We start from the raw sequence: 24,176 nt of genomic DNA, 5'->3' as shown, positions 1-24,176 counted from the left end.
CGAGTTAAGAAAATACATTTATGAAAGCGTCTATTTTAGTAAAGCTTGAAACCCTGGTTGAGCGCTATGAAGAGGTACAACACCTGCTTGGCGATCCGGATGTGATCGGTGATCAGGACAAATTCCGTGCCTTGTCCAAAGAGTACTCTCAGCTTGAGGAAGTCACCAAGTGCTTCCAGGCTTACCAGCAAGCACAGGAAGACCTGGCCGCCGCCGAAGAGATGGCGCAGGAAGATGACGCTGAAATGCGCGAGATGGCGCAAGACGAGATCAAACAGGCCAAAGCGGAAATCGAACGCTTGAGCGATGAGCTGCAAATTCTGCTGTTGCCGAAAGACCCGAACGACGACCGCAACTGTTTTCTGGAGATCCGTGCTGGTGCGGGCGGCGACGAAGCCGGTATTTTTGCCGGTGACCTGTTCCGCATGTACAGCAAGTTTGCAGAGAAAAAAGGCTGGCGTATCGAAGTGATGTCGGCCAGCGAGTCCGAGCACGGTGGCTACAAAGAGATGATCGCCAAAGTGGCAGGTGATGGCGCTTACGGTATCCTCAAGTTCGAATCGGGTGGTCACCGCGTACAACGTGTACCGGCCACGGAGTCTCAGGGCCGTGTACACACGTCGGCGTGTACGGTGGCCGTCATGCCGGAGATCCCCGAAGCCGAAATCCCGGAAATCAAAGCCAGCGATCTGAAGATTGATACCTTCCGTGCGTCGGGCGCGGGTGGTCAGCACGTCAACACCACCGACTCTGCCATTCGAATCACCCACTTGCCGACCGGAACCGTGGTCGAGTGTCAGGATGAGCGTTCGCAACACAAAAACAAAGCCAAAGCGATGGCGGTGTTGGCGGCCCGTATCATCCAGGCGGAAGAGGCCAAACGGGCGGCGGAAGTGTCTGATACCCGTCGTAACCTGCTTGGCTCGGGCGACCGCAGTGACCGGATCCGTACTTACAACTACCCGCAAGGGCGCGTTTCGGATCACCGTATCAACCTGACCATCTACCGCTTAAGTGAAGTGATGGAAGGGGATATGGTCAGTTTGATTGACCCGGTAATTCAGGAACACCAAGCCGATCAGTTGGCGGCACTGGCCGAGTCCAACTAACCGATGTCTGACCCAAACAGCGTTGAAAACACACTCAAGACGGCAACGCAACAACTGAAGGAGAGTGGCAGTGACTCTCCTTCACTGGATGCGGCGGTGCTGCTGTGTCACGCGCTTGACAAACCGCGGTCTTTTTTACTGACCTGGCCGGAAAAAGCGCTCAGCGAATCGGAGTTGCAGGCGTTTGAGGCTTTGTTGACTCGCCGCCGACAAGGTGAGCCGGTGGCGTATATCGTCGGCGTACGTGAGTTCTGGTCATTGCCGCTGCAAGTATCGTCTTCGACATTGATCCCGCGACCAGACACTGAGCGTTTGGTCGAAGTGGCGTTGGCGATAACCGCGTCAGACGGCGGCGACATTCTGGACCTGGGAACGGGGACCGGCGCGATTGCGTTGGCTCTGGCGTCAGAGTTGCCAACCCGCCGCGTCATTGGTATTGATCTGCGCCCGGAAGCTCAGGCGTTGGCGACGGACAATGCCCGTCAGTTAGGTATTGGCAACGCCACCTTTTTGGCTGGCAGTTGGTTTGAACCGCTGGAAGCGGGTACAAAGTTTGCTTTGATTGTCTCTAACCCACCATACATTGAAGAAAGCGATCCGCACTTGTCTGAAGGGGACGTTCGTTTTGAGCCTAAGTCTGCGCTGGTCGCGCAAGAGCAAGGGCTGGCGGATATTCGTCACATTGCCACGCACGCCAGAGCTTATCTCGAACCTCAGGGATGGCTGGCGTTTGAGCATGGCTATGACCAGGGCAAGGCGGTGCGTGAGATACTGAGCACATTGGGCTATCACCAAGTCAATACCGAACAGGACTATGGCGGCAACGACCGGGTAACATTCGGACAATTCTTGCCGCAGTAACAGAGAGAAGATTATGTACGAAGGATTAAAACATTTTCACCTGCTGACGATCGTGCTCAGCGCCACCCTACTGTCTGTGCGTTATGCGCTGATGATGGCGAATTCTCCCATTCTAGAAAAGAAGTTTCTTAAAGTCTTTCCCCACATCAACGATACGTTTCTGTTGTTGTCCGGGATTGGTCTGGTGTTTATTACCGGATTTATTCCGTTTACACCTGCAGCGCCCTGGATGACCGAAAAGCTGACCTGTGTACTGGCGTACATCGCGCTGGGCTTTTTTGCGTTGAAACTGGGCCGCAACAAGCTGCTGCGTACTTTCTCCTTCTTTGGTGCCCTGGGTTGGTTGTTGATGGCCGGTAAAGTGGCCGTAACCAAAGTGCCGATGCTTTTAGGCTAAGCGGAATCGATGAATGCTTGAGTTATTTGATGAAGACTTTGATGCGATCGAACTGGCAGAAGGGGCTTTGATCCTCAATCAGGCTGTGAATCCGCAAACGAAGGTCAGTTGGGCAGAGCGAGAGCTGGAACGGCTGCTGAAAGACGCCGAACTGGCCTTGGTGAACGAGGCCGATGAGCAAGTGCGTTTTGACGCATTTCTGCGCCTGTTCTACTTCGACTGGGGATTTCGCGGCGATCAGGATGCTTATTTTGATTCCAGTAACGCGTTTATCGACAAGGTTCTGGAACGACGTAAAGGTATCCCGGTCAGTCTGGGCGCACTGCTGCTGTATTTTGGACGTAAACTCGGTTTCCCGGTCGAAGCGGTGACGTTTCCGACTCAGTTTTTAATCAAGGTTTGCTGGTACGGTGAGCCAGAGCGTTACCTCAACCCATTTGATGGGGAGTATGTTTCTCGGCATACTCTGGAGTCCTGGTTGATTGGCCACAGCGGTCCGCTGAAAAAGCTCAAAAGCGAGCATCTTAAAACGGTTGATAACCCGACTGTGATTGGGCGCTGGCTGGCAGTGCTGAAAAGTGCGCTGTTACGTGAGGAACGCTATACTCTGGCCTTGAGATGTACCGATCTGGCGCTGACGTTTGTGCCCGATGATCCGTATGAAATCCGCGACCGTGGCTTTATTTATCAGCAGTTAGATTGCCACCAGATTGCGTTGATGGACTATCAGTATTTTATCGATCAATGCCCGGACGACCCTGCGGCTGAACTATTAAAGAATCAGGTGAATGCCATGCGTGAAAACGCCATCACCGTGCATTAACCCAGACTAAAGAGAGATAAAAATGGAACAAAAAGTTGTTCACGTTGGTGATATTCCTGTTGCTAACGATAAGCCGTTTACTCTGTTTGCCGGAATGAACGTGCTGGAATCACGGGATCTGGCAATGCAGATCTGTGAGCACTACGTGAAGGTGACCGACAAACTGGGTATCCCGTACGTGTTTAAAGCGTCGTTTGACAAAGCCAACCGCAGTTCAGTGAACTCTTACCGTGGTCCAGGTCTGGAAGAAGGCATGAAAATCTTCCAGGAACTGAAAGATACCTTCGGCGTTAAGATCATCACGGACGTTCATACCGAAGCACAAGCTCAGCCTGTGGCTGACGTGGTTGACGTGATTCAGTTGCCAGCCTTTTTGGCGCGCCAGACCGATCTGGTGGAAGCGATGGCGAAAACCGGTGCGGTGATCAACGTTAAGAAACCTCAGTTCATGAGTCCGGGGCAGGTGGGCAACATTGTCGAGAAATTTGCGGAGTGTGGTAACGAGCAAATCATCCTGTGTGAACGCGGTTCATGTCATGGTTACGACAATCTGGTCGTGGATATGCTGGGTTTCGGTGTGATGAAAAACGCCTCACAAGGTAGCCCCATCATCTTTGACGTGACGCACTCACTGCAGATGCGCGACCCAAGTGGCGCGGCATCAGGCGGTCGTCGTGAGCAGACGGTGGAACTGGCAAAAGCGGGTCTGGCAACGGGCATTGCTGGTCTGTTTATCGAAGCGCACCCAAATCCGGATCAGGCAAAATGTGACGGCCCATCAGCATTACCACTGGATAAGCTTGAACCATTCCTGGCGCAGATGAAAGCGCTGGATGATCTGATCAAGAGCTTTGAGCAGATCGACATCAACTAAATGTTCTGCTGAATAAAAAGCCGACGACGACGTCGGTTTTTTTATGCCTGATCTCCCCAGGTTTTAGGTGAACGATTGCCTGTGATCCACCAAAATCGTTTGTGTAATCCAGACAACCGATTGCAGTTGGCGGTGGTAATTAACATGATCCATACGACATAAATATGAAATCAGGCTGTCAGCATGAAAAGGTTACTTTAGACTGAATCAAGTTTTGTCTGGGTTTCAGAGAGTGACCATCGTAGTGTCAGACAAGACGGCAGTGGATTCCAAACAAGTTCAAAGGTATGACAACAATGAAGCAAGGCCTAATTCTAAAAACAACGCTAAGCGCAGCAATTCTGGCAGCCCTTGCAGGCTGTGCGTCGCAACCCGCCCACGAGTGGCAAAGCGACACCACTTACAAACTGACGGTGTTACACACCAACGACCATCATGGCCGCTTCTGGCAGAACAAATACGGCGAGTACGGCATGGCCGCACGTAAAACGCTGATTGATGACCTGAGAAGCGAAATCGAAGCCGAAGGCGGCAGTGTACTGCTGTTGTCCGGTGGCGACATCAACACCGGAGTGCCTGAGTCGGATTTGCAGGATGCGGAGCCGGATTTCAAAGGCATGAGCAAGATCGGCTATGACGCCATGGCGCTCGGCAACCATGAGTTTGATAACCCGCTTGAAGTGCTCTTCAAGCAGGAAGAGTGGGCGAATTTCCCGATGTTGTCGGCGAATATTTACGATAAAAAAACAGGCAAACGCTTGTTCCAACCGTATCAGATGTTCGAGAAGCAGGGGATTCGAATTGCGGTGATCGGCCTGACAACAGAAGACACTGCGAAGATCGGCAACCCAGAATTCATCAATGGCATTGAATTTCGCGATCCGAAAGTAGAAGCCAAAGCATTGATCGCTGAGCTCAAAGAGAACGAAAAACCGGATCTGATTTTTGCCGTGACGCACATGGGGCACTACGAAGACGGTAAGCGGGGAGTGAACGCGCCGGGTGATGTCGCTTTAGCGCGTTTCCTTGGCCATGGCGATCTGGATATGATTGTTGGCGGTCACTCACAAGAGCCGGTGTGTATGGAAGGACCGAACGTGGTCAACAAGCACTTCCAACCGGGTGATGAGTGTAAGCCGGACGTTCAGAACGGCACCTACATCGTACAGGCGCATGAGTGGGGCAAATACGTTGGCCGTGCTGATTATGAGTTCCGCAACGGTGAACTGAACATGGTCAGCTATAACCTGATCCCGGTTAACCTGAAGAAGAAAGTGGAACTCAACGGTGAGAAACAACGGGTGTTTATTCAGGATGAAATCGCTCAGGACGCCACCATGCTTGATTTCCTGCGCCCTTATCAGGAAAAAGGTCAGGCTCAATTGAATGTGAAGATTGCTGAAACCAATGGCAAGCTGGAAGGCGATCGCAATGTGGTGCGTTTCGAGCAAACGAATCTTGGGCGTTTGATTGCGGCTTCTCATATGGAGCGTGCGAAAGCGGATTTTGCGGTCATGAACTCAGGCGGCGTGCGTGATTCCATTGAAGCTGGAGATGTGACTTACAAAGATGTACTGAAAGTACAGCCGTTTGGCAACATCGTCACGTACACCGACATGACCGGTAAAGAAGTGATGGACTACCTTAATGTGGTTGCCACCAAACCGGTCGATTCGGGTGCTTATGCTCAGTTTGCTGGTATCTCTATGACGGTTGAAAACGGTCAGGTGTCGCATGTGTTTATCGGCGGAAAACAGCTGCGCATGGATAAGACTTACCGCTTTACGGTGCCAAGTTACAACGCGGCGGGCGGCGATGGTTATCCGAAGATCAATACCCATCCAGGGTACGTCAATACCGGTTTTGTTGATGCTGAAGTACTCAAAGAGTTCCTCCAGTCTCACAGCCCGATTGACGTCAACAAGTTTGCCTCGTCCGGGCAGATTGTTTACAAGTAAGATTGACGGCAAGGTCCTGAAATGATTAACCTAAAGCGGCGCACTATGCGCCGCTTTTGTTTGATTTAATACTCATCACTATAGTTAGTTGCCTGACAGCTGGTTATCCTGATGGGTAAGGATAGAAAATGACCCCAGCGATCAATCTGGCCAAGAAAAAGAAAGTGGCCCACACCATCCATCAGTATGAACACGATCCTCGCGCCCAGAGCTACGGTCTGGAGGCTGCCGAAGTCCTTGGTCAGGATCCCAGGCAAGTATTTAAGACCTTGTTGTTTGCGCTCAACGGCGAGGCGAAGAATTTGGCGGTGGCAGTGATACCGGTCGACCAGATGCTTAACCTTAAACTGGCGGCGAAAGCCGCGAAAGGGAAGAAAGCTGAGATGGCTGACCCGGAAATCGCGCAGAAGACGACAGGTTATGTGGTCGGCGGGATCAGCCCACTTGGTCAGAAAAAAGCCTTACCGACGTTCATTCATGACAGTGCGCTTGAGCAAGAGACAATCTGTGTCAGTGCCGGCAAGCGAGGGCTGGAAATCGAACTGGCACCTCAGGATCTCGCTAAGCTGACGCGGGCAGAATTTGCCTGTTTGTGCCAAGAGTAGTTGTCAGACAAAAAAGCGGCCGTAAAGGCCGCTTTTTATCTGAATCAGGCAGATTTGACTTCGTCTTCTTCCATTTGCGCATTGTCTACAACGTGGTTCTCCCCCAGATCATTCGGCAGGACCAGGTTGAGTACAATCGCCACGATGCCACACAGGCTGACGCCTTGCAGGCTAAAGTCACCAATACCGAAAGCCATGCCGCCGATGCCAAAGACCAGAGTCACAGCGACAATCACCAGATTACGGGATTTATGCAGGTCTACCTGATTTTTGATCAGAGTATTAAGACCGACGGTCGCAATCGAGCCAAACAGGAGGATCATGATTCCGCCCATGACAGGCACAGGGATGGTTTGTAGTACCGCGCCCAGTTTGCCGACCAATGCCAGGACAATGGCGGTAATGGCTGCCCAGGTCATGATGACTGGATTGAAGGCTTTCGTCAGCATCACTGCGCCCGTCACCTCGCTGTAGGTGGTGTTTGGTGGTGCACCAAGTAGAGAGGCGGCCATGGTGGCAACGCCGTCACCAGTGATGGTGCGGTGTAAGCCTGGCTTTTTGAGGTAGTCTTTGCCGGTAACGTTTGAGATCGCCAGCATATCACCCACGTGTTCCACGGCGGGGGCAATCGCTACCGGGATCATAAACAGAATCGCATTGATGTTGAATTCCGGGAAGGTAAAGTTTGGCAGGGATAGCCAGGCGCTTTGCTGGACCGGATTAAAGTCAACCACACCAAAGTACAGACTGGTGGCGTAACCGGCCAGAATACCTCCACAAATGGGCAGTAGCTTTAAGAAACCTTTCGCGAATACACTGATGCCAACCGTCACCAGCAAAGAGATGCCGGAAATCCAGAGTGCGGCGTTGGCGTCTATCAGTTGAACTGCGCCATCGCCCGTTTTACCCAGCGCCATGTTCACCGCGGCGGGGGCCAAACCCAGGCCGATCACCATAATAACCGGACCCACGACCACAGGTGGCAGCAGCTTATGGATAAAGCCGACTCCGCGCACTTTGATGACCGCACCTAAAATGACATACACCACACCGGCTGCCATCAGGCCGCCCATTGTGGCCGGAACCCCCCAGTTTTGAACACCGAACATGATGGGAGCAATAAACGCGAAAGAAGAGGCAAGGAAAATGGGAACAGTGCGACGAGTAATGAATTGGAAGAGGAGAGTGCCGACACCAGCGCCGAACAGCGCAACACTTGGGTCGAGACCGGTAAGAAGCGGGACCAGTACCAAGGCTCCGAAGGCGACAAACAGCATCTGCGCGCCCTGAATCGCATTTTTCATATGAGTTTTCCCTGACTGTAAAACAAAATTCGCGGGATTCTATCACTTTGGCAATCGTTTGCAATGCCAATTAGATCAAATATTGATGGGATTGTTACTCAGAAAAACCAGAGTTATGAGCGATGGTGGACACCGCGAGAGTCGTCAATGCAATGCGACGCTATTAAGCGTGAACTCAGTAGAGTTTAAATTCTAACCGTTTTGGGGCGCCCCTTTGTTGCTAGCAAAGAGAGAGTTGCTTATTATCTTGTTTCTCAATAAATCCAGAGTGGTAACACTATGCGCAAGTTTGTTTTATTGGTGATGGGACTGTTCGCATTGCCAGTTTATGCCATGACTCATGTCAACCTCTATCAGTCTGAGGTGATACTGACTCAGGAACAGGGCGACGATGCTGCCCACACGCAAGGGATGAAAGATGTGATAATCCGGGCGTCGGGGGAGCCGGCGGCGGTCAGCAACCCGGTGATCAAAAAAGCACTCGCTCAGACGAGTCAATACCTGACTCAAATCAGTCAAAGTCAGCAGAGCGGTCAATCAACATTAAAAATGGGCTTCAGTGAACCGGGTATCCGGGCGTTGCTGACGCAGGCACAATTGCCTTATTGGCCGGCCGAACGTGCCAATGTGCTGGTGTGGCTGGTTGAAGACAATGGTAGTCAGCGGAGCATTCGCTGGGAAAACGCCGCTTCTCCGCTGTTGCAGGCGATGAAATCCAGTGCCAGACTGCGTGGGTTGCCGTTGACCGTACCCGTCGGGGATATCGATGACATCACCAATGTCGCTGTTTCTGACTTATGGGGTGGATTCATGCAGCCAGTCAGCGTGGCCAGCCAACGTTATCCGGCTGATGCTGTGTTGATTGTACGTGCTGATGGGAACCATTTACACTGGTCATTGTATGATCAGGCGCCGGCTGGCCTCACGGATAGCACCCGTGCTCCGGTGACAGGCTCGGACAGCGGCGCGGACGCTGCCAAAGCGATGATCGATCAGATCAGCAATTATTACGCAAAGAAAAATGCGGTAGTGGTTGCGGCGAACTCTTCTGAAGCCGTCAAAGCCCAGTTCATCGCTATTGATGGTGCGCTGGACTTTTTCCACCTGGAGAACAAACTCAAGCGTCTGCCGTCAGTGGCGTCGCTGGACATCGTGAAAATTCAGAACCATCAAGTCACGTTTAACGTTCACCTGCTGTCTTCTTCGGACGTATTTCAACGGGAAGTCTTGAATCTTGGTATGGTAACGCAACTGGAAAGCCAACCGGTGACTCCGCTGGTGGACACGTTAGCCGAGCAACCAGTGGCGGCGGATGAGCCAGGCCCGGTAACATCAATAACGCCAGAGCCAAGCCGTGTGCCGGTTGCGGTTAATAGTACGAAAAAACAGGCGCAGTCTTTACCACCGCAAGCGCCGATACTGGTGTTTGAATGGCAAGCTTGACCAGCAAATGCGATCAGTAAACAAAGCCCGCTGAACTAAGCGGGCTTTTATTATTTAGTGTCTGAGTCGCTCTCTTGCTCGAAGCGCGCTTTCTCTTGTTTTTCGACCACCGACAGCCGGGTCAGTTTGAGCCCGAGCTCTTTGCCGCGACAACGGGCGTACAGAATGTTGCCGGCAAAGGCAACCGAAGTCAGCAGCAGTTCCACCAGCGCCAGCCAACGTTCACCGCCATCGACATACACCAAGGTCAGTCCGTGCAGGAAATACAACATCAGCACAAAATTGGCCCAGGCGTGGGTGTAAGGTTTGCCGGCCAGGATGCCAGGCAAAGGCAGCAGTAACGGGATACACCAAGCAATCGCCAGAGTCAGGTTGCTGATATGCGGGTGGGGTGACAACGAGAGTTGCCACGCCGCGACCCAGCCAAGCAGCGCTAGGTTCCCGCCCAGCGCCAACCAGCGGAACAGCTTGGTTTGGGGTGTCATATCACTCATATCGGTTCCTTCATTTTGAGCGCGGTGCGTGCCAGCCTGCGTCCCAGTTGCTGGGCCAGCTCAGACTCCTCCGTGCTAAGCGAGGCGTCGCCGTGATTGGCCACTGACGTTGCACCATAGGGCGTGCCGCCGGAACGTGTGGTGTGCAGTGCGGGCTCAGAATAAGGAATACCGAGAACCAACATGCCATGATGCAATAACGGCAGCATCATCGACTGCAACGTGGTTTCCTGGCCACCGTGCAGTGTGGACGACGAGGAAAACACACAGGCTGGTTTGTCGATCAGATCGCCGTTTATCCAGGCCGAGGTGGTCTGATCCCAGAAATGTTTCAAAGGCGCAGCCATATTGCCAAACCACACTGGGCTGCCCATGGCCAGGCCGTCACACTGACTGAGCTCCTGAGCCGTGATGAGCGGATCACTGCTGGGATACTCGCTGGGCGACAGTTCAGCAACCGTGCGCAGTACGGCTTCGCAACCTGATATGGATTCTATTCCTCGGGCGATTTGGCGTGCCAGTGCCCGGGTACTGCCATGGCGACTGTAGTAGAGCACCATTAGGTTACAGGTCATAGAATGTTCAGTACCTGCTCTGGTGGGCGGCCATGTTTGGCTTTACCGTTGGCAACCACAATCGGGCGCTCGATCAGTTTCGGGTTAGCGACCATGGCCTCAAACAACGCGTCGTCCGATGCTTCGGCCAGATTCAGTTGTTTGTAAACGTCCTCTTTGGTGCGCATCATCTGACGGACGTCGGTCAGACCTAACTGTGAGTACAGATCTTTGAGCAGCGCCACAGACAGTGGCTCTTCCAGGTATTTCACGACGGTTGGCTCGATGCCTTTTTCTTCCAGTAGCGCCAGTGTCTGACGGCTTTTTGAGCAACGAGGGTTGTGATAAATCACGACTGACATAAGAACTCTCCTGGTTCAGGGTTTTATTATTGGAGTGCTTGGAATCGATCCCGCTGAGTCATTAACTGATCGATGCGTGCATCGTAGCGGGCTTGTTTCAGGCTGCCAAGCTCAGCAAGTTGGCTGGCCTGAGTATAATACTGAATGGCTTTATTCCAATTTGCTTTCAGCGCAAGAATTTCAGCCCGGGCGGCCAGATCTTCGTCACTGTTCCCCAGATGAATGTTGGCCTCGGACAACAGATGCCAACCGTTGACATCATTGGGATGTTCGTGGGTATAGCGTTGCAGAACCCGGACGGCTTCTGCATTTTTGTCCTGTTTCATCAGCACATTGGCATAGTTGATCGTCAGAACCGGATTGGCCGGTTTGCTTTTCAGGGCTTTTTCCAGCATTGCCTGAGCTTTTTCCGGCTGCTTTTTCTCCACATACAGATCCGACATCGCATCCAGGTAGAAGTTATTGTTGGGATCCTGTTTATCCAGCGCTAACAGTAGCGGCTCTGCTTTATCCAGTTGCTTGGTGTCCAGATACACTAACGCACGGCCATACTGAAATGCCGCTTTGAGCGCTGGTGGTGATTTTTTCTCGGTGCGGTCAAACCAATCGAGTGCCGCCTTGGCCTCAATGTTGGCGTAACGTGCCACCACACGGGCGCGCGCCAGATTGTAGTCCAGCGACGGATTCACTCTGTGCTGAGGATAGTGACGCGCTCGCTCACGGCTGTCGGTAATACGATCTTCGGGCAGCGGGTGGGTCAGCAGCATCGGAGGTGGTTTACTGGCGTAGCGGTATTCGTCGGCCAGGCGACCAAAAAATCGAGGCATGGCTTCGACATCAAATCCGGCTTTGGACAGGGTAGCAATACCAAAGCGGTCCGCCTCTTTTTCGTTGCTGCGGGTGTAATTAATCTGGCTTTGCATTGAGCCAGCCTGTGTGGCTGTCAGGGCAGCAATACCCGCTTCTGGCGCAGCGATCGCCAGCAGCAGCGAGCCAACCAGTGCCGCGATGGTGGCGGGAGACTTTCTCGCTTGATCTTCCATGCTTCTCGCCAGATGGCGCTGAGTCACGTGGGCGATCTCGTGCGCCAGTACGGAAGCCAGCTCACTTTCGCTCTGAGCGTGCAGAAACAAGCCCGAGTGCAAGGCCACGTAACCGCCAAAGAACGCAAACGCGTTGATGTTACGATCACGAATCATAAAGAACGTAAACGGGGTCTTGACGTCATTCGCGTTCGCGACCAGTCGGTGGCCGAGTGAGTCGATGTACTCGCTCAATACCGGGTCATTAATGACAGGCCGGCTGGCGCGCAGCATCCGCATGTAGGCATCGCCGTAAATTTGTTCCTGATCAATCGACAGGGTGGCACCTGCGGCCGTGCCGATGTCTGGCAGGTCAACATTGCTCGCCACCGACACCGACGGCGCACACAGGGCGGCCGAGACACAGAGACAAACGAGTGAACGAGTGCGTTTAAACATAGTAGTCAGAAGTACTCCATATACATATTCTCTATTGACACTGCCAAGCGCGATTTGTTTCAGTAATAGTTAGGGGCTGCGATTGTAAGCAGATGTTGCCCGTGGCAAGCTGCGTCTGTTTAAACAGTGGCACAGCACTAAAATACCGATACAATATTGAGCCTATGATAAGCATCGGACTGAAGAATGAAACCCAAGATTGTCGATTTGCGTGCGCAGCGTTGCCCAATGACTCTGTTGTTGGCCAAACGTCACGCCGTGACACTGCAGTGCAATCAGACCATGATACTCTATATCTCTGATCTCAGTTCGAAAAACGATATCGAAAAGTTTTTGAGTTGCAAAGGGTTTCACGTTTGCACAAGTGAAATTGATGGCGATTTTTCCATGCAAGTGACCTGTTTAGGTCAGCCTACTTAAAGGAAGTTAAATGTTTGAAATGGTGCTGCGTTGGTATAAACGACGCTTCTCGGATCCACATGCTGTCAGCCTGGTTGCCATTCTTCTGATTGGTTTCATCATTATCTATTTTTTCGGCAACCTGATTGCACCGTTGCTGGTGGCGATCGTGCTGGCTTATCTGCTTGAATGGCCGGTCAATCAACTGTCCCGGGTCGGGCTGCCGCGTACGGTATCGGTCATTCTGGTGATTCTGTCGTTTACGGGGCTGATGCTGTTGGCGGTGTTTGGGCTGGTACCGACCATTTGGCAACAGGTCGGCAACCTGGTGAATGACATTCCTAAGATGTACACCGACCTGCAGGTGTTCATCAACACGATTCCGGAGCGCTACCCTGAGCTGGCTAACCTCAAAATTGTTGAGTCGATCGTTACCAACGCTAAAAACCAGATGTTGTCGGTCGGAGAGAGTGTGGTCAAAGGCTCGGTTGCATCGCTGGTCAGTCTGGCGACGCTGGCGGTTTACCTGATTTTAGTGCCGCTGTTGGTGTTCTTTTTGCTGAAAGACAAACAGCAGATGATGGACATGGCGCGCAGTGTGCTACCGCGTAACCGCAAACTGGCCAATAAGGTCTGGTACGAGATGAACGAGCAGATTTCCAATTACATCCGCGGCAAAGTGTTGGAGATCCTGATTGTCGGCGGTGTCAGCTACGTGACCTTTGCGATTTTAGATTTGCGTTACTCGGTGCTGTTGGCGGTAGCCGTTGGCTTCTCGGTGTTAATTCCGTACATAGGTGCGGCGGCGGTAACCGTGCCAGTGGCCATTGTTGCTCTGTTCCAGTGGGGGTTAACACCGCCGTTTTACTACCTGCTGATTGCCTACGGCATCATTCAGGCGCTCGACGGTAACGTGCTGGTTCCGGTGCTGTTCTCTGAAGCGGTCAATTTGCATCCGGTGGCCATCATAGTGTCTGTGTTGGTCTTTGGCGGTTTGTGGGGCTTCTGGGGCGTATTTTTTGCTATTCCGCTGGCCACGTTGGTGAAGGCGGTATGGAATGCGCTGCCCAGCATAGACGAAGAGCCGGCAGAATCGGCTTAAATTTTATAAAGCTCAATAATATCAGCCCTGATGAGTTTCTCATTCAGGGCTTTTTTTCGCCAGAAAGTGGTCTGATCTCAGAAAAAATGCACGTTTTGGTGAGAAAATGCTCAAGAAATCTTGCGCTTCGTCGATAACAAAACCATAACAATAAAAACAAGATGTTACCGTCATTAAGGATCACGAGGTAAATATGAGATTTAGTCAGAAGATAGTTATTGCTTCGTCTGCATTGCTGTTTGTTACTGTGTCATTGCTGTCAATTCAGCAATTAAGAACTGTTCGCACCGAAGTAGAAGGGCTGGTGAATAACAGCCTCAATGAAATGGTTACTGGGGTGAAAAACACCATTGCTTCGGAAATGGAAAGTAAAAAAGCGCTCGCTCAATCCATGACGGAAGTGATTGAGCTGGACCCGAAAAATCATGAATATGTGAAAAATATTCTTGAGAAACCGAAATTGAAATCAAGCTTTCTGGCGGTCGGTTTTGGTTACCAGAGCAATGGTTTTGTGATTGAAAATGATGACGGTTGGGACGCTGGGCCGGATTATGATCCGCGTGTGCGCCCTTGGTTTAAAGCCGCGAAAGCGGAAAACAAACTGATTGTTACCCAACCTTATGTTGACGCCTCGTCGGGGAATGTCATTATTTCCATCGGTACGCCGGTGCGGGACAACGGTCAGTTTACTGCTGGTATGTTCTATGATTTGGAGCTCACAGGGCTGGCGGATCTGGTCAACAACACCAACCTGTTTAACGCCGGCTATCTGTTCATTGTGACCGCCGACGGCACCACTATTGCGCACCCTGACGTGAAAAACAACGGCAAGAAAATGGACACTTACCTACCGGTTTCGATTCAAGCGGGAACGCAGGAAGTGGAAATGGACGGGCAAGAGTACCTGATTAACTTTACCCATGTGCCAAGTGAAAACTGGTATGTTGGGGCGGTGGTCGATGAATCGGTGGCGCTGGCGGCAGAAACTAAGCTGCGTAACAGCTCAATCATTTACACACTGATCGGTTTGGCACTGAGCGTAGCGATTCTGACGTTCCTGATCCGTATTCTGATGAAACCGCTGGGTGTGCTCAATCAGGCCATTCAGGATATCGCGTCAGGTCAGGGCGATCTCACCAAGCGTCTCAACACCAATACCGATAAAGAGTTTGCCGAGCTGGCGGAAGGGTTCAATGCCTTCACCGAGAATCTGCAAAAGCAAATTCAGCAGTCGAAAGCCATCAGTGGAGAAATCCGTCACGGCACTGAAATGACAGCGATGGGCTCGCAGGAATCGGCGCAGGCGATGCAAAGCCAGTTGCATGAACTGGAGCAGTTGGCAACGGCGATGAACGAAATGTCCGTCACTGCTACTGAAGTGGCCAACAATGCCCAGGGTGCAGCAGAAGCCGCCAAAGACGCAGACGATGCGACGGTGGAAGGCTCTGAAGTGGTCAGCCACACAACCACATCCATTGATACTCTCTCGGCCCGTATCGATCAGGCGGTAGAAGAAGTGCTGGGGCTGGAATCGGCCACGGCCAATATCGAAACCATTTTGAAAGTGATCAACGACATTGCCGATCAGACCAATCTGCTGGCACTGAATGCTGCAATTGAGGCTGCACGTGCCGGAGAGTCCGGCCGAGGTTTTGCTGTGGTGGCGGATGAGGTTCGGACTCTGGCCCAGCGTACTCAGGAGTCGACGACGGAAATTCGTAACATGATCGAGCAGCTTCAGGCAGGCGCCAGCGCGGTATCGGCGGCCATGAGTGAGAGTAAGAACACCGCAGTAGATGCAGTGAATAACGCTCAGTCAGCCAACCTGGCACTGGAGAAAATCCGTGATGCAATTCGCCACATCAGCGACATGAACATGCAGATTGCCTCGGCCGCAGAAGAGCAGAGCTTGGTGGCGGAAGAGATCAATAACAACACGGTGAAAATCAAAGACCTGTCGACTCAAGTGTCGGATGCGGCCCAGCAGGCCAACATTGCGATGCAGGTCCAGACAGAAAATGTGCGCGAGCAGGATGAAATTCTGAACAAATTTATTGTTTAGGCTTAGGGGAAACAAAAACGCCAGTCAATAAGACTGGCGTTTTTTTATGTTGGAGATTATTGCTCGTTAAGGTAGTTCAGCACCACTTCGTGGTGATCTTTGGTTTTGAACTTATTGAACACGTGTTCAATCACACCGTCTTCATTGATCAGGAAGCTGATGCGATGCAGGCCATCATAGACTTTGCCCATAAACTTCTTTTCACCCCATACGCCAAACTGCTCTGCGACCGCATGGTCCTCATCCGACAGCAGAGTGAAGTTGAGGTTGTCGCGTTCAATGAATTTACCCAGACGTTTCACCGCATCAATACTGACTCCCAGTACCACCAGATTGTGTTTATCCAGCTCGGCTTTGACATCACGCAGGCCTTGAGCCTGAACGGTGCAGCCTGGTGTCATGGCTTTCGGGTAAAAATAAAACAGAACTTTCTTGCCTTTAAAATCTGACAGGGACACCAGATTGCCGTCTTGATCCGGCAAAGAGAATGCGGGTGCCGGGGTGCCTGCAGTCAATGTGTTCATTGTGATTCCTTTTTTATTGGCTGTTTTTAATGAAATTGAGTGAGCCTTGCACATTCAGCGTCGCGCACAAAGCATCGAATTCTTCCTGAAGCTGCATCAGATTGCAGTCTGAGTCGACCGTGGCGGTGATCGCGATGTGGAACTGGTCGTGATCCAGATGGACTTTCGACTTGTTGATGGTCTGTGCGCTCAGTGAGCCTAACCCGATGTTGCGATCGGCGAAAAACTGAGTGAACTGTTCGGTCAGTCCGACGCGATCATCTGACTCGACAAACACCTCAAGGGTGTAGGCATTATCTTGATGGTCATGGGTAGAGGTACGTTTCATCATGGTGATGAGATCATGCTCCTGACCAAGCAACGGCAGAGTCGTTTCGACGCGAGTGACGGCGTTGTTGTTCCCTGAAAGCAGCATGATCAGGGTAAATTCATCGCCAAACAGCGCGATGCGGCTGTCGACAATATTACAACCGGATTTGGTCACCAGCTGGACAACCTGGTTACATATTCCCGGGCGGTCACTCCCTACCGCGGTAATGACTAAATGCTGAGTCATACTATCACTTACTTCAATGTATCTTATTTGTTCAGCTAGCTTAGCACAGTTAAGCGCAGGAGAAACGCCGCCGGGGGAAATTGATGTGTGTTATGTCAGCTAAATCAGACGCCATTCGCATATGACAACTGCCTGACAATGGGAGCGTGGAAAGGAGTATAAGGTCCGTTAGCTTTTACGCCTGTGGGCGTAGTGGTGCGCCAGACTCAGGATCATTAGTGATATGAGTATCGCATCTGATAAATATTCATTCATTTAGGCGATTTAAGCGTGTTTAATCCCTTGTCTTTATCAATCGCCTTACAGTACCATGCAGAAAGAATCAATGTAGGGAGAAAGACATGTTTTCAGGAAGTATAGTGGCGTTAATAACCCCGTTTGACCAGGATGGCGAAGTCGATTTTGTCAGCCTGAAAAAACTGGTTGAGTTCCACGTGGCCGCGGGCACTGACGGCATAGTCGCAGTAGGTACAACCGGTGAATCTTCAACGCTGACCGTAGAAGAGCATGTCAAGGTGGTCCTGAAAACGGTAGAGTTTGCGGAAGGCCGCATTCAGGTGATCGCCGGAACGGGCGCCAACGCCACTCATGAATCCGTCACGTTTAGCCGTTTGCTGAACAACTCCGGCATTGCTGGTTGTCTGAGTGTCACTCCGTACTACAACAAGCCGACTCAGGAAGGTTTGTACCAACACTACAAAGCGATCGCTGAAGAAAGCGACGTGCCTCAAATTCTTTACAATGTTCCGGGCCGTACGGCGGTAGACCTGCATCCGGAGACGGTAGCTCGCCTGGCGGAAATTGAGAGCATCGTGGCACTGAAAGACGCGACCGGCGATTTGAGCAGAATTGCAATTCATCGTGAACTTTGTGGCGAAGACTTTATCTTATTAAGTGGTGACGACTCGACTGGCCTGGAATTTTGCAAAATGGGTGGTCAGGGCGTGATCTCTGTGACCAACAACATCGCGGCGGCGGACATGGCGGCCATGATGCGTTTAGCGAAAGAAGGCAAGTTTGAAGAAGCGGAAGTGATCAACCAACGTTTGATGACGCTGCACAAGAACCTGTTTGTCGAATCCAGCCCAATTCCGGTTAAGTGGGCCGCGCATCAGATGGGCCTGATCGCTCACGGTGGGCTGCGTCTGCCACTCACAGAATTGTCCGAGCAAGCTCGTCCGGTGGTGCAAAAAGCCCTGGTTGAAGCAGGTATCTACGAATAGAAATGGAGTGCCGGAGCGATAGCTTCGGCTGTTTTTAGGAGTTTCAATGAAATTTTCTCATCAGCTAGTCGTCAGTTCGCTAGCTGTTTTTGTTTTAAGTGCATGTTCCGGTGACGCGTCACAACGTCGTCAGGCGAAAGATGACTTTGAGTACGTTAATACGCCAAAGCTGGAAAACTGGACCCCGTTGGCCGCCTCTCAGCCTCAGTTTTACGAGAACTATAAGATTCCTCAGGGCAATTTCCATGGTGGGATTGGTAAAGATGTGGATATTCGTCCGCCTCAGCAAGTGCTGGAGTTGATCCCCGGTGCACGTACTGAACTGCGTGACGGAGAAGTGACCTTATGGCTGCTGCGTCAGGATGAAGCGGACAAAGTGTGGAATACGGCACTGAATATGCTCAAAGAGCGCAACATTCCGATCCGTTCTCAGACCGACAACCGCATTGAAACCGAGTGGGTGACTTGGACTTCAGAAGATGAAGACGGTGAAATCGGTAGTCGCTATGAAATTACCCGTTCTCAGCTCAACAGTCGCTATGGCTTCAAGATTTCGCTGATTGACTGGCGAGAAAACGGTCAGTCCAAGCCTGTGACAGCCACCAATAAAGAACGTTACAACGCGCTGATGACCAACCTAGTGACCGCTCGCTATGACATGGACATGCGCGAAGAAGCGGCGCGTAAAGCGCAAGAGTTGGTGAAACACATTCCAATTACCATGGGAACCGACCGCAGTGGTTTCCCGGTGATCATTGCGCGGACTTCTTACGATGTACTGTGGCAGCGTTTGCCAAAGATTCTGCCAGCGATGGGCTTTACGGTGGAAGAGCGCAACCAGTCACAGGGCACCATCAAAGCGAAATACGCTTCGCCAGATGACGCATTCTGGAATGATGTGGGTGTGAAACCAGTCGATTTACCAGCGGGTACCTATACCTTCCTGCTGGGGGACTTGGGTAACCGTACCTCCATCAATATTACCAATGCCGCCGGGAAACCAGTCGAGGAGCAGTTGCTCAAAGACATGGCGCCAGTGTTGGCCGCGACCGCACAAAAACACGGAAAATAATCGCAGAAAAGGGACCATACGGTGACTTTTCGAGCTCAATAAAAACAGTAGGTTATAGTAAAAACAATTACTTAACTGGCAACTAGTGCCGCCACAGGATGAGTGTGGCGGCACTAGTTGGGTCACAATGTGGTCAACGGATTTAACTTGATTGCTTCATTCAAATAGTCTGGCGCCAGGTGTGCATACACCATGGTTTGCATGATGGTTGCATGGCCAAGTATTTTTTGTAGCGTCAAGATATTTCCTCCATTCATCATGAAATGGCTGGCGAACGTGTGGCGCAGTACATGGGTTGCTTGCCCTTTGGGAAGTGCAAATCCCTGACTAAGCAAAATTTCCCGAAACTCACTGTAACATTCCCCAAATAAATACCCATTTTTGCCAGTCCTTATCTCGCGGATCAGCTTTGCGTCTACCGGTACCGTGCGGTTTTTTCCGGTTTTCGTATTGATGAACGTTACGCGATCGATTGCTAGTTGTGAGCCTTTTAGGTTTGCTGCCTCTCCCCAGCGCGCGCCAGTGGCCAGGCACAATCTGACAATATTGAGCATATCTCCGGATAAAGTGTTCAGCAGTTGCCTTATTTCCTCTGTAGACAAAAAGGCCATTTCGTTATCCGATAGCTTGATTTTGGCCAATCCTTTAAGCGGGTGTTCATTCCAGAACTCATCTATATCGATGAGGGCAGTAAATACACCGCTCAATAGCATTTGCTCCTGGTTAACGGTCGCGGGCTTGGTTCCGGAGTTGGTTCGTCCTGAGCGATACTCAACAAAAAGCCGCTTGTTCAACTTGTGCGCCGCAGGATCGCCCAGAGATGAGCAGATATTCATGAGTTTCCTGCGTGCCGTCTTGCCATCCTTGAGTAAGTGCCCCTTGTGTTGAAACCAAAGCTCAATTAACAGACTTAGTGGTCTGTGATCTTTGGGGCGCTCAACCCAGTCCTTATTGTTTTTTGTCGTCATTAGCCAACGTTCGTACTGCATGGCCTCTGATTTGGTTTTAAATCGTTTTCTATATCGCTTGCCATGTCGACCCTGTGGTCGACAATCAACCTCATAACCGTTTGGAATGGATTTAACAGACATAAAAATGCCCTCCCCAACGGTAATAAGCAGTTGCATAAATTATTAAGCTTGTTTCTGTGAGTCCTCTTGCACTAAGCCGCATTGCTCTTGAGTTGAGAACGCCGGGCATACTTGTCCAGCTTCAGGGTTGGTTTTACCGGTCATTAACCAAAGTGTGTATTTTTCCAGCTCTGGCCTTTGTAGCATTTCCAGCACACCATCCAATCGAGGTCTCTGTTTGTCGGATAAGTAATTTTCAAGAGATCTTAGTGGTATTCCTAGGATTTCAGCGAATTCTCTTTGGGAATACCTCTCCTCTTTTATTACGGCTTTTAGTCTTTTACCAAAACTCATAAGTTGATCCCGTATTTATGTGGTGGTATTATCCGTACCAATAGTTCGGTACTGCGTGAAGATTCACCCGACTGCACCGGGTAAAACTTTCAGAGGATACAGGAAATGACAAAAAAAGAGAAAATGGACGATCGTCCTGTGATCGTAATTCAACCTGACATGCTTCCAATCTCTCTTGAGGAGTACGCTCGGCGCACGAGTCAGTCGTTGTCGGCGGTGAAAAGTCAGCATTTACGGGGAGCAATTCCAACCCTGCAGGTCGGTAAATCCAGCAAAGTATATGTCAACCAGGCTCAGCTTATCGTGAGCTCTCTTGAGGCTGCGGGGTGGGATATCCAGGTGCCGAAGAGCTTTTACGATCTCGCAAAAGAAGAGGTTGCTCGCTATGCATAACGGCATTATTAAGTGGTTCGGTCTCTACGTGCCCCCGGCCACAACAGACCATACCAAAGATAATGATATGACCAGCCATATGAAGGGTAGTGTTGGTCTTGATGAACCTGATGAAGTTGAAGCTCGTCACTGGGTTCAAGAGATTTGTTACGTGCAGGTGGGGACTCATGACTAGTGTTATTTCGGAATGTGTTGGCACTAGAGCCTTTTCTATCACTGAAAAACGCGGCGAGTTTCATTTTCATTATGGTGATCTAGTGATTAGTGGTAGTGCCATCAAGTTATTGGCATCCGGCTCCGTGGTGCTAGAAGATCATCAAGGGCTGCCTATGGGGGTTGTGACTGGCCAATTGGCTAAGAACATACAAGCTCAATTGAATCAGCGTCGGCAACACGCCAGCAGCTCTCTGTCTGATTAGCCCACGTCGAGCTTTATTGAATGGCGCAACGAAAGTTCGAACTGATCCAAGACTTTAACTATGGAATGGTTATCCAGTCCGAGGGGAAGTCTGTCACGCGCAACATGCCTAAGGAGCTGTGGGACTTCTGCAATGTCGTTCAGTCTCTTGGTGGTGCGTTCGCGGGTTGGGCCGGATATGCGCGTGCCTGGCTTGGAATAGGTAAGAGCTATCCGACCAAAGTTAAGCGCAAAAACATGACAAATCTCATTTTGTGTATTGCCAGTAATCTGGATTTACGCACATTCACGTTTTGTACTGCCGGTACGATTGCGCAGTATGCCGATAAAATTGGCGTTGATACTTCCACCGTGAGCAGACACCTGCATGACCTGATAGAACTGGGTGAATTAGAAGAGGCTTTCCCTGGCGATAAAGCCTCTCCTAATGATCCTAGAGCGGGATTGATTCAAAAGCCTAACCTGGTCGATGATAATGGCCAGATATTGAAAAATACCGGCGTCTATCTTCCGCGGGTTCTTCGTGTTACCAACAAGTTTTTTGAACGTCGATGCAGTGAAGAAGCCGTCAACCGAATCTATGAAAAGCATTTCAGGGAAGTAGAGAAAACGGGCCTGTCCGTAAAAGAGCTGTTGCTGGAAGTACGCGATCGTGTATATGGCTATGCATTTAAGAAGCACACAGAACGCTTATCTTTAAAGCTTGGCTTCCGTTCCTCAATCGTACTAAAGCGCTGCAGGACGCGAGATGAGGCGGTTGCATTAATCACGCGTCAAATCCACAAAGAGTATTCCAAATCGGAGATTGCGGGGATGTCGACCGCTGAACTCAATTTCCTTGTTCTGAGGCGTCTGAAAGCGTCTGGATGGGAAAAAGCACCGCCAGGTTGATCAACCTATTCACTCCTGACAAAAAAGAGCGTGGCACTAATAACAGAGCGTATTAGAGGCTACGCTTTTTTATTAATCAAATCAGTGTATTGACCTTAAATTTTGACCTAGATATAGTAGCGGTGATTGTTGTGCAAGTCTATGTTTTTGATCCACTTTTTGATCCATTCCGCCGATCCTTTTTTGACCACTTGGATCGTTATGCACATCGGATTCGGTCGTTGCTATGTTAACTAACAAGTAATGCAAATGGGTTTTGAAGGATAAATACAACTTTGGTGATGGTTAAATGCAATATCTCTCGTTAAGTTCCTATCATTAAATAATTTGTTCTTTGGAGTAGGCCACTCCTTGCATTGTGGGGATAAGTTCCTTTTGCTCTCCACCCGTTGCATGACCAGTGATACTTATCCCCACAAGCCGGATGGTAAGAAAGGCAACGGCGCGACTTGCTCGCAAGCGAGCTGGCGCCTTAGGGCGTTTAAGTTCTGTAGCATGGCGCTATACACCCAGGCTTACACGAAACCAAGACGGCCGTCAGGGGCGAGCCCCCGACACCCCCTGGATTCTGGCAGGAGGAAAGACAAATCTGAGTGTCTCTGCACGTAAACTCGTCCAGGCGTCTTGTGAGCATGTTTTTATTGCCGACCGAAACGAAGGTAGGGTTTGTGAAAAATGACATACTCTTCGAAACTGCATCTAACCCTCTGATTCTTATGACCATACGTTGTTGTTTGGAAGGGTGAGAAAAATAAGAATATTTTTCGCATCCGGAGACTGAAAAAATTTTCTCCTTAGTGATTCAATAACTTACATGGCAGTGTGAGTTTTAACGCTCTGTAACGATTTCAAACGATGGCAATTTTGAAACGTGATCCGACTCAAATGCATCGCCAAAGCCCTTGTGCGGCCAGCTCTGGCGCTGAAGTTTTCGATCTTTTCATTTTTCGCGCAAAGAGGTCACGAAAGCTCGGAGGTGGGGGGGGATGAGTTGTTTTTTCGCCGAAAATTTTTTTCTTTTTCTGGTTTTGGTAGTACTCGTTTTGTTTGTTTTGTGTGTATTGGTGTGTATAATGCTATCTTGATTAGGAGGGATGCATGAAATCAACTGACCTAATCAAGGACTTGCGTAAAGCTGGCTGTGAGCTGAAACGGCAAGGTAAAGGAAGTCACCAGATTTGGTATTCACCGATAACTGGAATGACGTTTCCTGTACCACACCCTAAAGGTTCACTACCAGTAGGTACGGTTAAGTCTATAAAGAAAGCCGCGGGCATCTAGCCCGCGGCAATCTCGGAGGAAGCATTATGTTATTTTCAATTGGCATTGAATTACCTAAAGAAAAAGAGCAGGCAATAGGCTTGGTTGTCCCTGCTCTATGTCAAGATGGCTATGGATGCTTTAGCGCTGCAGACTCTGAACGCGAAGTGCCTGCAATGGCGAAAGAAGCGATCTTAACCATGGTAGAAGTCATGGTTGAAAATGGTTACCCAGTGTTAAACGTCCAGGATAAAGGCGTGATGTACTATCGAGAGCAAAAGCCCTATGCGTATTGTGATGTGTGGCTAATGTTAGATATCGATTTATCCGATATAGAAGGTAAGCCCAAACGTATCAACGTGAGTATGCCTGATACTTTAATTGCTCGAATCGATGAGTATGTGAAATCATCACCAGAGTATAAAGATCGTAGCCATTTTCTAGCCATCGCGGCCAAGCATGAAATGCGTTGAATGTCGGTAACGCTATAACTGGCTTGTTGTACCAACTAAAGTGTATTAGTTCCAAATACAATTTGTGCATTTGGGCAAAGCCTACCTATACTGAAAGCGAACACGGAATACGTG

Annotated in this window: 27 protein-coding genes; 18 read left to right on the top strand and 9 right to left on the bottom strand. The window is 50.5% G+C overall.

Annotated elements, in window-relative coordinates; all coding sequences use genetic code 11:
* The first annotated feature begins 20 nt into the window (after positions 1-20).
* From prfA to ybaK, 7 genes are all read left to right on the top strand, one after another.
* The gene (gene prfA / locus CAG65_RS21740; RefSeq protein ID WP_021707471.1) at positions 21-1,109 is read left to right on the top strand and encodes a peptide chain release factor 1; all 1,089 of its coding nucleotides are present in this window, start codon (positions 21-23) and stop codon (positions 1,107-1,109) included.
* A gap of 3 nt (positions 1,110-1,112) precedes the next feature.
* Positions 1,113-1,970, top strand: coding sequence for a peptide chain release factor N(5)-glutamine methyltransferase (gene prmC / locus CAG65_RS21735; RefSeq protein ID WP_161454956.1), 858 nt, complete (start codon positions 1,113-1,115; stop codon positions 1,968-1,970).
* 13 nt (positions 1,971-1,983) lie between these two features.
* Entirely contained in the window at positions 1,984-2,367 is a 384-nt protein-coding gene (locus CAG65_RS21730) for a SirB2 family protein (protein WP_161454955.1), read from the top strand.
* Positions 2,368-2,380: 13 nt separating this feature from the next.
* Positions 2,381-3,190, top strand: a complete 810-nt coding sequence (locus CAG65_RS21725; RefSeq protein WP_021707468.1) for a SirB1 family protein — start codon at positions 2,381-2,383, stop codon at positions 3,188-3,190.
* A gap of 22 nt (positions 3,191-3,212) precedes the next feature.
* Positions 3,213-4,064 (top strand): 3-deoxy-8-phosphooctulonate synthase, encoded by an 852-nt coding sequence (kdsA, locus tag CAG65_RS21720; protein WP_021707467.1) that lies wholly within the window; start codon positions 3,213-3,215, stop codon positions 4,062-4,064.
* A 296-nt stretch (positions 4,065-4,360) separates the two neighbouring features.
* Complete coding sequence (gene ushA, locus CAG65_RS21715; RefSeq protein ID WP_161454954.1) at positions 4,361-6,022, top strand: bifunctional UDP-sugar hydrolase/5'-nucleotidase UshA; 1,662 nt, start codon at positions 4,361-4,363, stop codon at positions 6,020-6,022.
* 128 nt (positions 6,023-6,150) lie between these two features.
* The gene (gene ybaK, locus CAG65_RS21710; RefSeq protein ID WP_021704386.1) at positions 6,151-6,627 is read left to right on the top strand and encodes a Cys-tRNA(Pro) deacylase; all 477 of its coding nucleotides are present in this window, start codon (positions 6,151-6,153) and stop codon (positions 6,625-6,627) included.
* A gap of 44 nt (positions 6,628-6,671) precedes the next feature.
* Here the strand turns inward: ybaK and CAG65_RS21705 are convergent, their stop codons facing one another.
* Entirely contained in the window at positions 6,672-7,931 is a 1,260-nt protein-coding gene (locus CAG65_RS21705; RefSeq protein WP_161454953.1) for a uracil-xanthine permease family protein, read from the bottom strand.
* 279 nt (positions 7,932-8,210) lie between these two features.
* On the opposite strand from CAG65_RS21705, the gene CAG65_RS21700 reads away from it, so the two are divergent.
* On the top strand, positions 8,211-9,374 hold the full coding sequence (locus tag CAG65_RS21700) for a DUF2066 domain-containing protein (RefSeq protein ID WP_161454952.1): 1,164 nt from the start codon (positions 8,211-8,213) through the stop codon (positions 9,372-9,374).
* Positions 9,375-9,424: 50 nt separating this feature from the next.
* On the opposite strand, the gene CAG65_RS21695 is transcribed toward CAG65_RS21700, so the two are convergent.
* The 4 genes from CAG65_RS21695 to CAG65_RS21680 are packed head-to-tail and all read right to left on the bottom strand — an operon-like array spanning position 9,425 to position 12,265.
* Positions 9,425-9,868, bottom strand: a complete 444-nt coding sequence (locus CAG65_RS21695) for a DUF2069 domain-containing protein (RefSeq protein WP_021704383.1) — start codon at positions 9,866-9,868, stop codon at positions 9,425-9,427.
* Positions 9,865-10,443: an NAD(P)H:quinone oxidoreductase gene (gene wrbA / locus CAG65_RS21690; protein WP_161454951.1), complete on the bottom strand. Its 579-nt coding sequence runs from the start codon at positions 10,441-10,443 to the stop codon at positions 9,865-9,867. Before wrbA ends, CAG65_RS21695 begins: the two co-directional genes overlap by 4 nt.
* Positions 10,440-10,784, bottom strand: coding sequence for an arsenate reductase (glutaredoxin) (gene arsC, locus CAG65_RS21685; RefSeq protein WP_161454950.1), 345 nt, complete (start codon positions 10,782-10,784; stop codon positions 10,440-10,442). Before arsC ends, wrbA begins: the two co-directional genes overlap by 4 nt.
* A gap of 26 nt (positions 10,785-10,810) precedes the next feature.
* The gene (locus CAG65_RS21680) at positions 10,811-12,265 is read right to left on the bottom strand and encodes a beta-barrel assembly-enhancing protease (RefSeq protein WP_021704380.1); all 1,455 of its coding nucleotides are present in this window, start codon (positions 12,263-12,265) and stop codon (positions 10,811-10,813) included.
* Between the two features lie 186 nt (positions 12,266-12,451).
* On the opposite strand from CAG65_RS21680, the gene CAG65_RS21675 reads away from it, so the two are divergent.
* The 3 genes from CAG65_RS21675 (at position 12,452) to CAG65_RS21665 (ending at position 15,828) form a co-directional block, all read left to right on the top strand.
* On the top strand, positions 12,452-12,685 hold the full coding sequence (locus CAG65_RS21675) for a sulfurtransferase TusA family protein (RefSeq protein WP_021704379.1): 234 nt from the start codon (positions 12,452-12,454) through the stop codon (positions 12,683-12,685).
* Positions 12,686-12,695: 10 nt separating this feature from the next.
* Positions 12,696-13,766 (top strand): AI-2E family transporter, encoded by a 1,071-nt coding sequence (locus CAG65_RS21670; protein ID WP_021704378.1) that lies wholly within the window; start codon positions 12,696-12,698, stop codon positions 13,764-13,766.
* Between the two features lie 193 nt (positions 13,767-13,959).
* Complete coding sequence (locus tag CAG65_RS21665) at positions 13,960-15,828, top strand: methyl-accepting chemotaxis protein (protein WP_161454949.1); 1,869 nt, start codon at positions 13,960-13,962, stop codon at positions 15,826-15,828.
* Between the two features lie 56 nt (positions 15,829-15,884).
* On the opposite strand, the gene bcp is transcribed toward CAG65_RS21665, so the two are convergent.
* Together bcp and CAG65_RS21655 are read right to left on the bottom strand one after the other, a co-directional pair.
* The gene (gene bcp, locus CAG65_RS21660; RefSeq protein WP_161448392.1) at positions 15,885-16,352 is read right to left on the bottom strand and encodes a thioredoxin-dependent thiol peroxidase; all 468 of its coding nucleotides are present in this window, start codon (positions 16,350-16,352) and stop codon (positions 15,885-15,887) included.
* A gap of 13 nt (positions 16,353-16,365) precedes the next feature.
* Positions 16,366-16,908: a glycine cleavage system protein R gene (locus tag CAG65_RS21655; protein ID WP_161454948.1), complete on the bottom strand. Its 543-nt coding sequence runs from the start codon at positions 16,906-16,908 to the stop codon at positions 16,366-16,368.
* 341 nt (positions 16,909-17,249) lie between these two features.
* Between CAG65_RS21655 and dapA the strand changes: the two genes are divergently transcribed.
* Together dapA and bamC are read left to right on the top strand one after the other, a co-directional pair.
* Positions 17,250-18,131 carry a 4-hydroxy-tetrahydrodipicolinate synthase gene (gene dapA, locus CAG65_RS21650; protein WP_161448396.1) on the top strand — a complete coding sequence of 294 codons (882 nt, stop codon included), beginning with the start codon at positions 17,250-17,252 and terminating at the stop codon, positions 18,129-18,131.
* Between the two features lie 46 nt (positions 18,132-18,177).
* Entirely contained in the window at positions 18,178-19,203 is a 1,026-nt protein-coding gene (bamC, locus tag CAG65_RS21645) for an outer membrane protein assembly factor BamC (protein WP_021704373.1), read from the top strand.
* Positions 19,204-19,325: 122 nt separating this feature from the next.
* On the opposite strand, the gene CAG65_RS21640 is transcribed toward bamC, so the two are convergent.
* On the bottom strand, positions 19,326-20,294 hold the full coding sequence (locus CAG65_RS21640; protein WP_161448398.1) for a phage integrase: 969 nt from the start codon (positions 20,292-20,294) through the stop codon (positions 19,326-19,328).
* 42 nt (positions 20,295-20,336) lie between these two features.
* Positions 20,337-20,627: a helix-turn-helix domain-containing protein gene (locus CAG65_RS21635; RefSeq protein WP_161448400.1), complete on the bottom strand. Its 291-nt coding sequence runs from the start codon at positions 20,625-20,627 to the stop codon at positions 20,337-20,339.
* Positions 20,628-20,732: 105 nt separating this feature from the next.
* Here CAG65_RS21635 and CAG65_RS21630 point away from each other — a divergent pair, with 105 nt between their 5' ends.
* The 5 genes from CAG65_RS21630 (at position 20,733) to CAG65_RS21610 (ending at position 24,062) form a co-directional block, all read left to right on the top strand.
* Positions 20,733-21,020 carry a hypothetical protein gene (locus CAG65_RS21630; protein ID WP_161454947.1) on the top strand — a complete coding sequence of 96 codons (288 nt, stop codon included), beginning with the start codon at positions 20,733-20,735 and terminating at the stop codon, positions 21,018-21,020.
* A 167-nt stretch (positions 21,021-21,187) separates the two neighbouring features.
* Entirely contained in the window at positions 21,188-21,439 is a 252-nt protein-coding gene (locus CAG65_RS21625) for a hypothetical protein (RefSeq protein WP_161454946.1), read from the top strand.
* A gap of 20 nt (positions 21,440-21,459) precedes the next feature.
* Positions 21,460-22,329 (top strand): hypothetical protein, encoded by an 870-nt coding sequence (locus tag CAG65_RS21620; RefSeq protein WP_161454945.1) that lies wholly within the window; start codon positions 21,460-21,462, stop codon positions 22,327-22,329.
* 1,098 nt (positions 22,330-23,427) lie between these two features.
* The gene (locus CAG65_RS21615; RefSeq protein ID WP_161454944.1) at positions 23,428-23,610 is read left to right on the top strand and encodes a type II toxin-antitoxin system HicA family toxin; all 183 of its coding nucleotides are present in this window, start codon (positions 23,428-23,430) and stop codon (positions 23,608-23,610) included.
* A 26-nt stretch (positions 23,611-23,636) separates the two neighbouring features.
* Positions 23,637-24,062 (top strand): type II toxin-antitoxin system HicB family antitoxin, encoded by a 426-nt coding sequence (locus tag CAG65_RS21610; RefSeq protein ID WP_161454943.1) that lies wholly within the window; start codon positions 23,637-23,639, stop codon positions 24,060-24,062.
* Positions 24,063-24,176 lie beyond the last annotated feature (114 nt).

The organism is Vibrio sp. V39_P1S14PM300, assembly GCF_009904765.1.
Lineage (GTDB): Bacteria > Pseudomonadota > Gammaproteobacteria > Enterobacterales > Vibrionaceae > Vibrio > Vibrio proteolyticus.
Note: the sequence above shows the minus strand (reverse complement) of the source record. Positions and strands in the feature narration are given on the sequence as shown.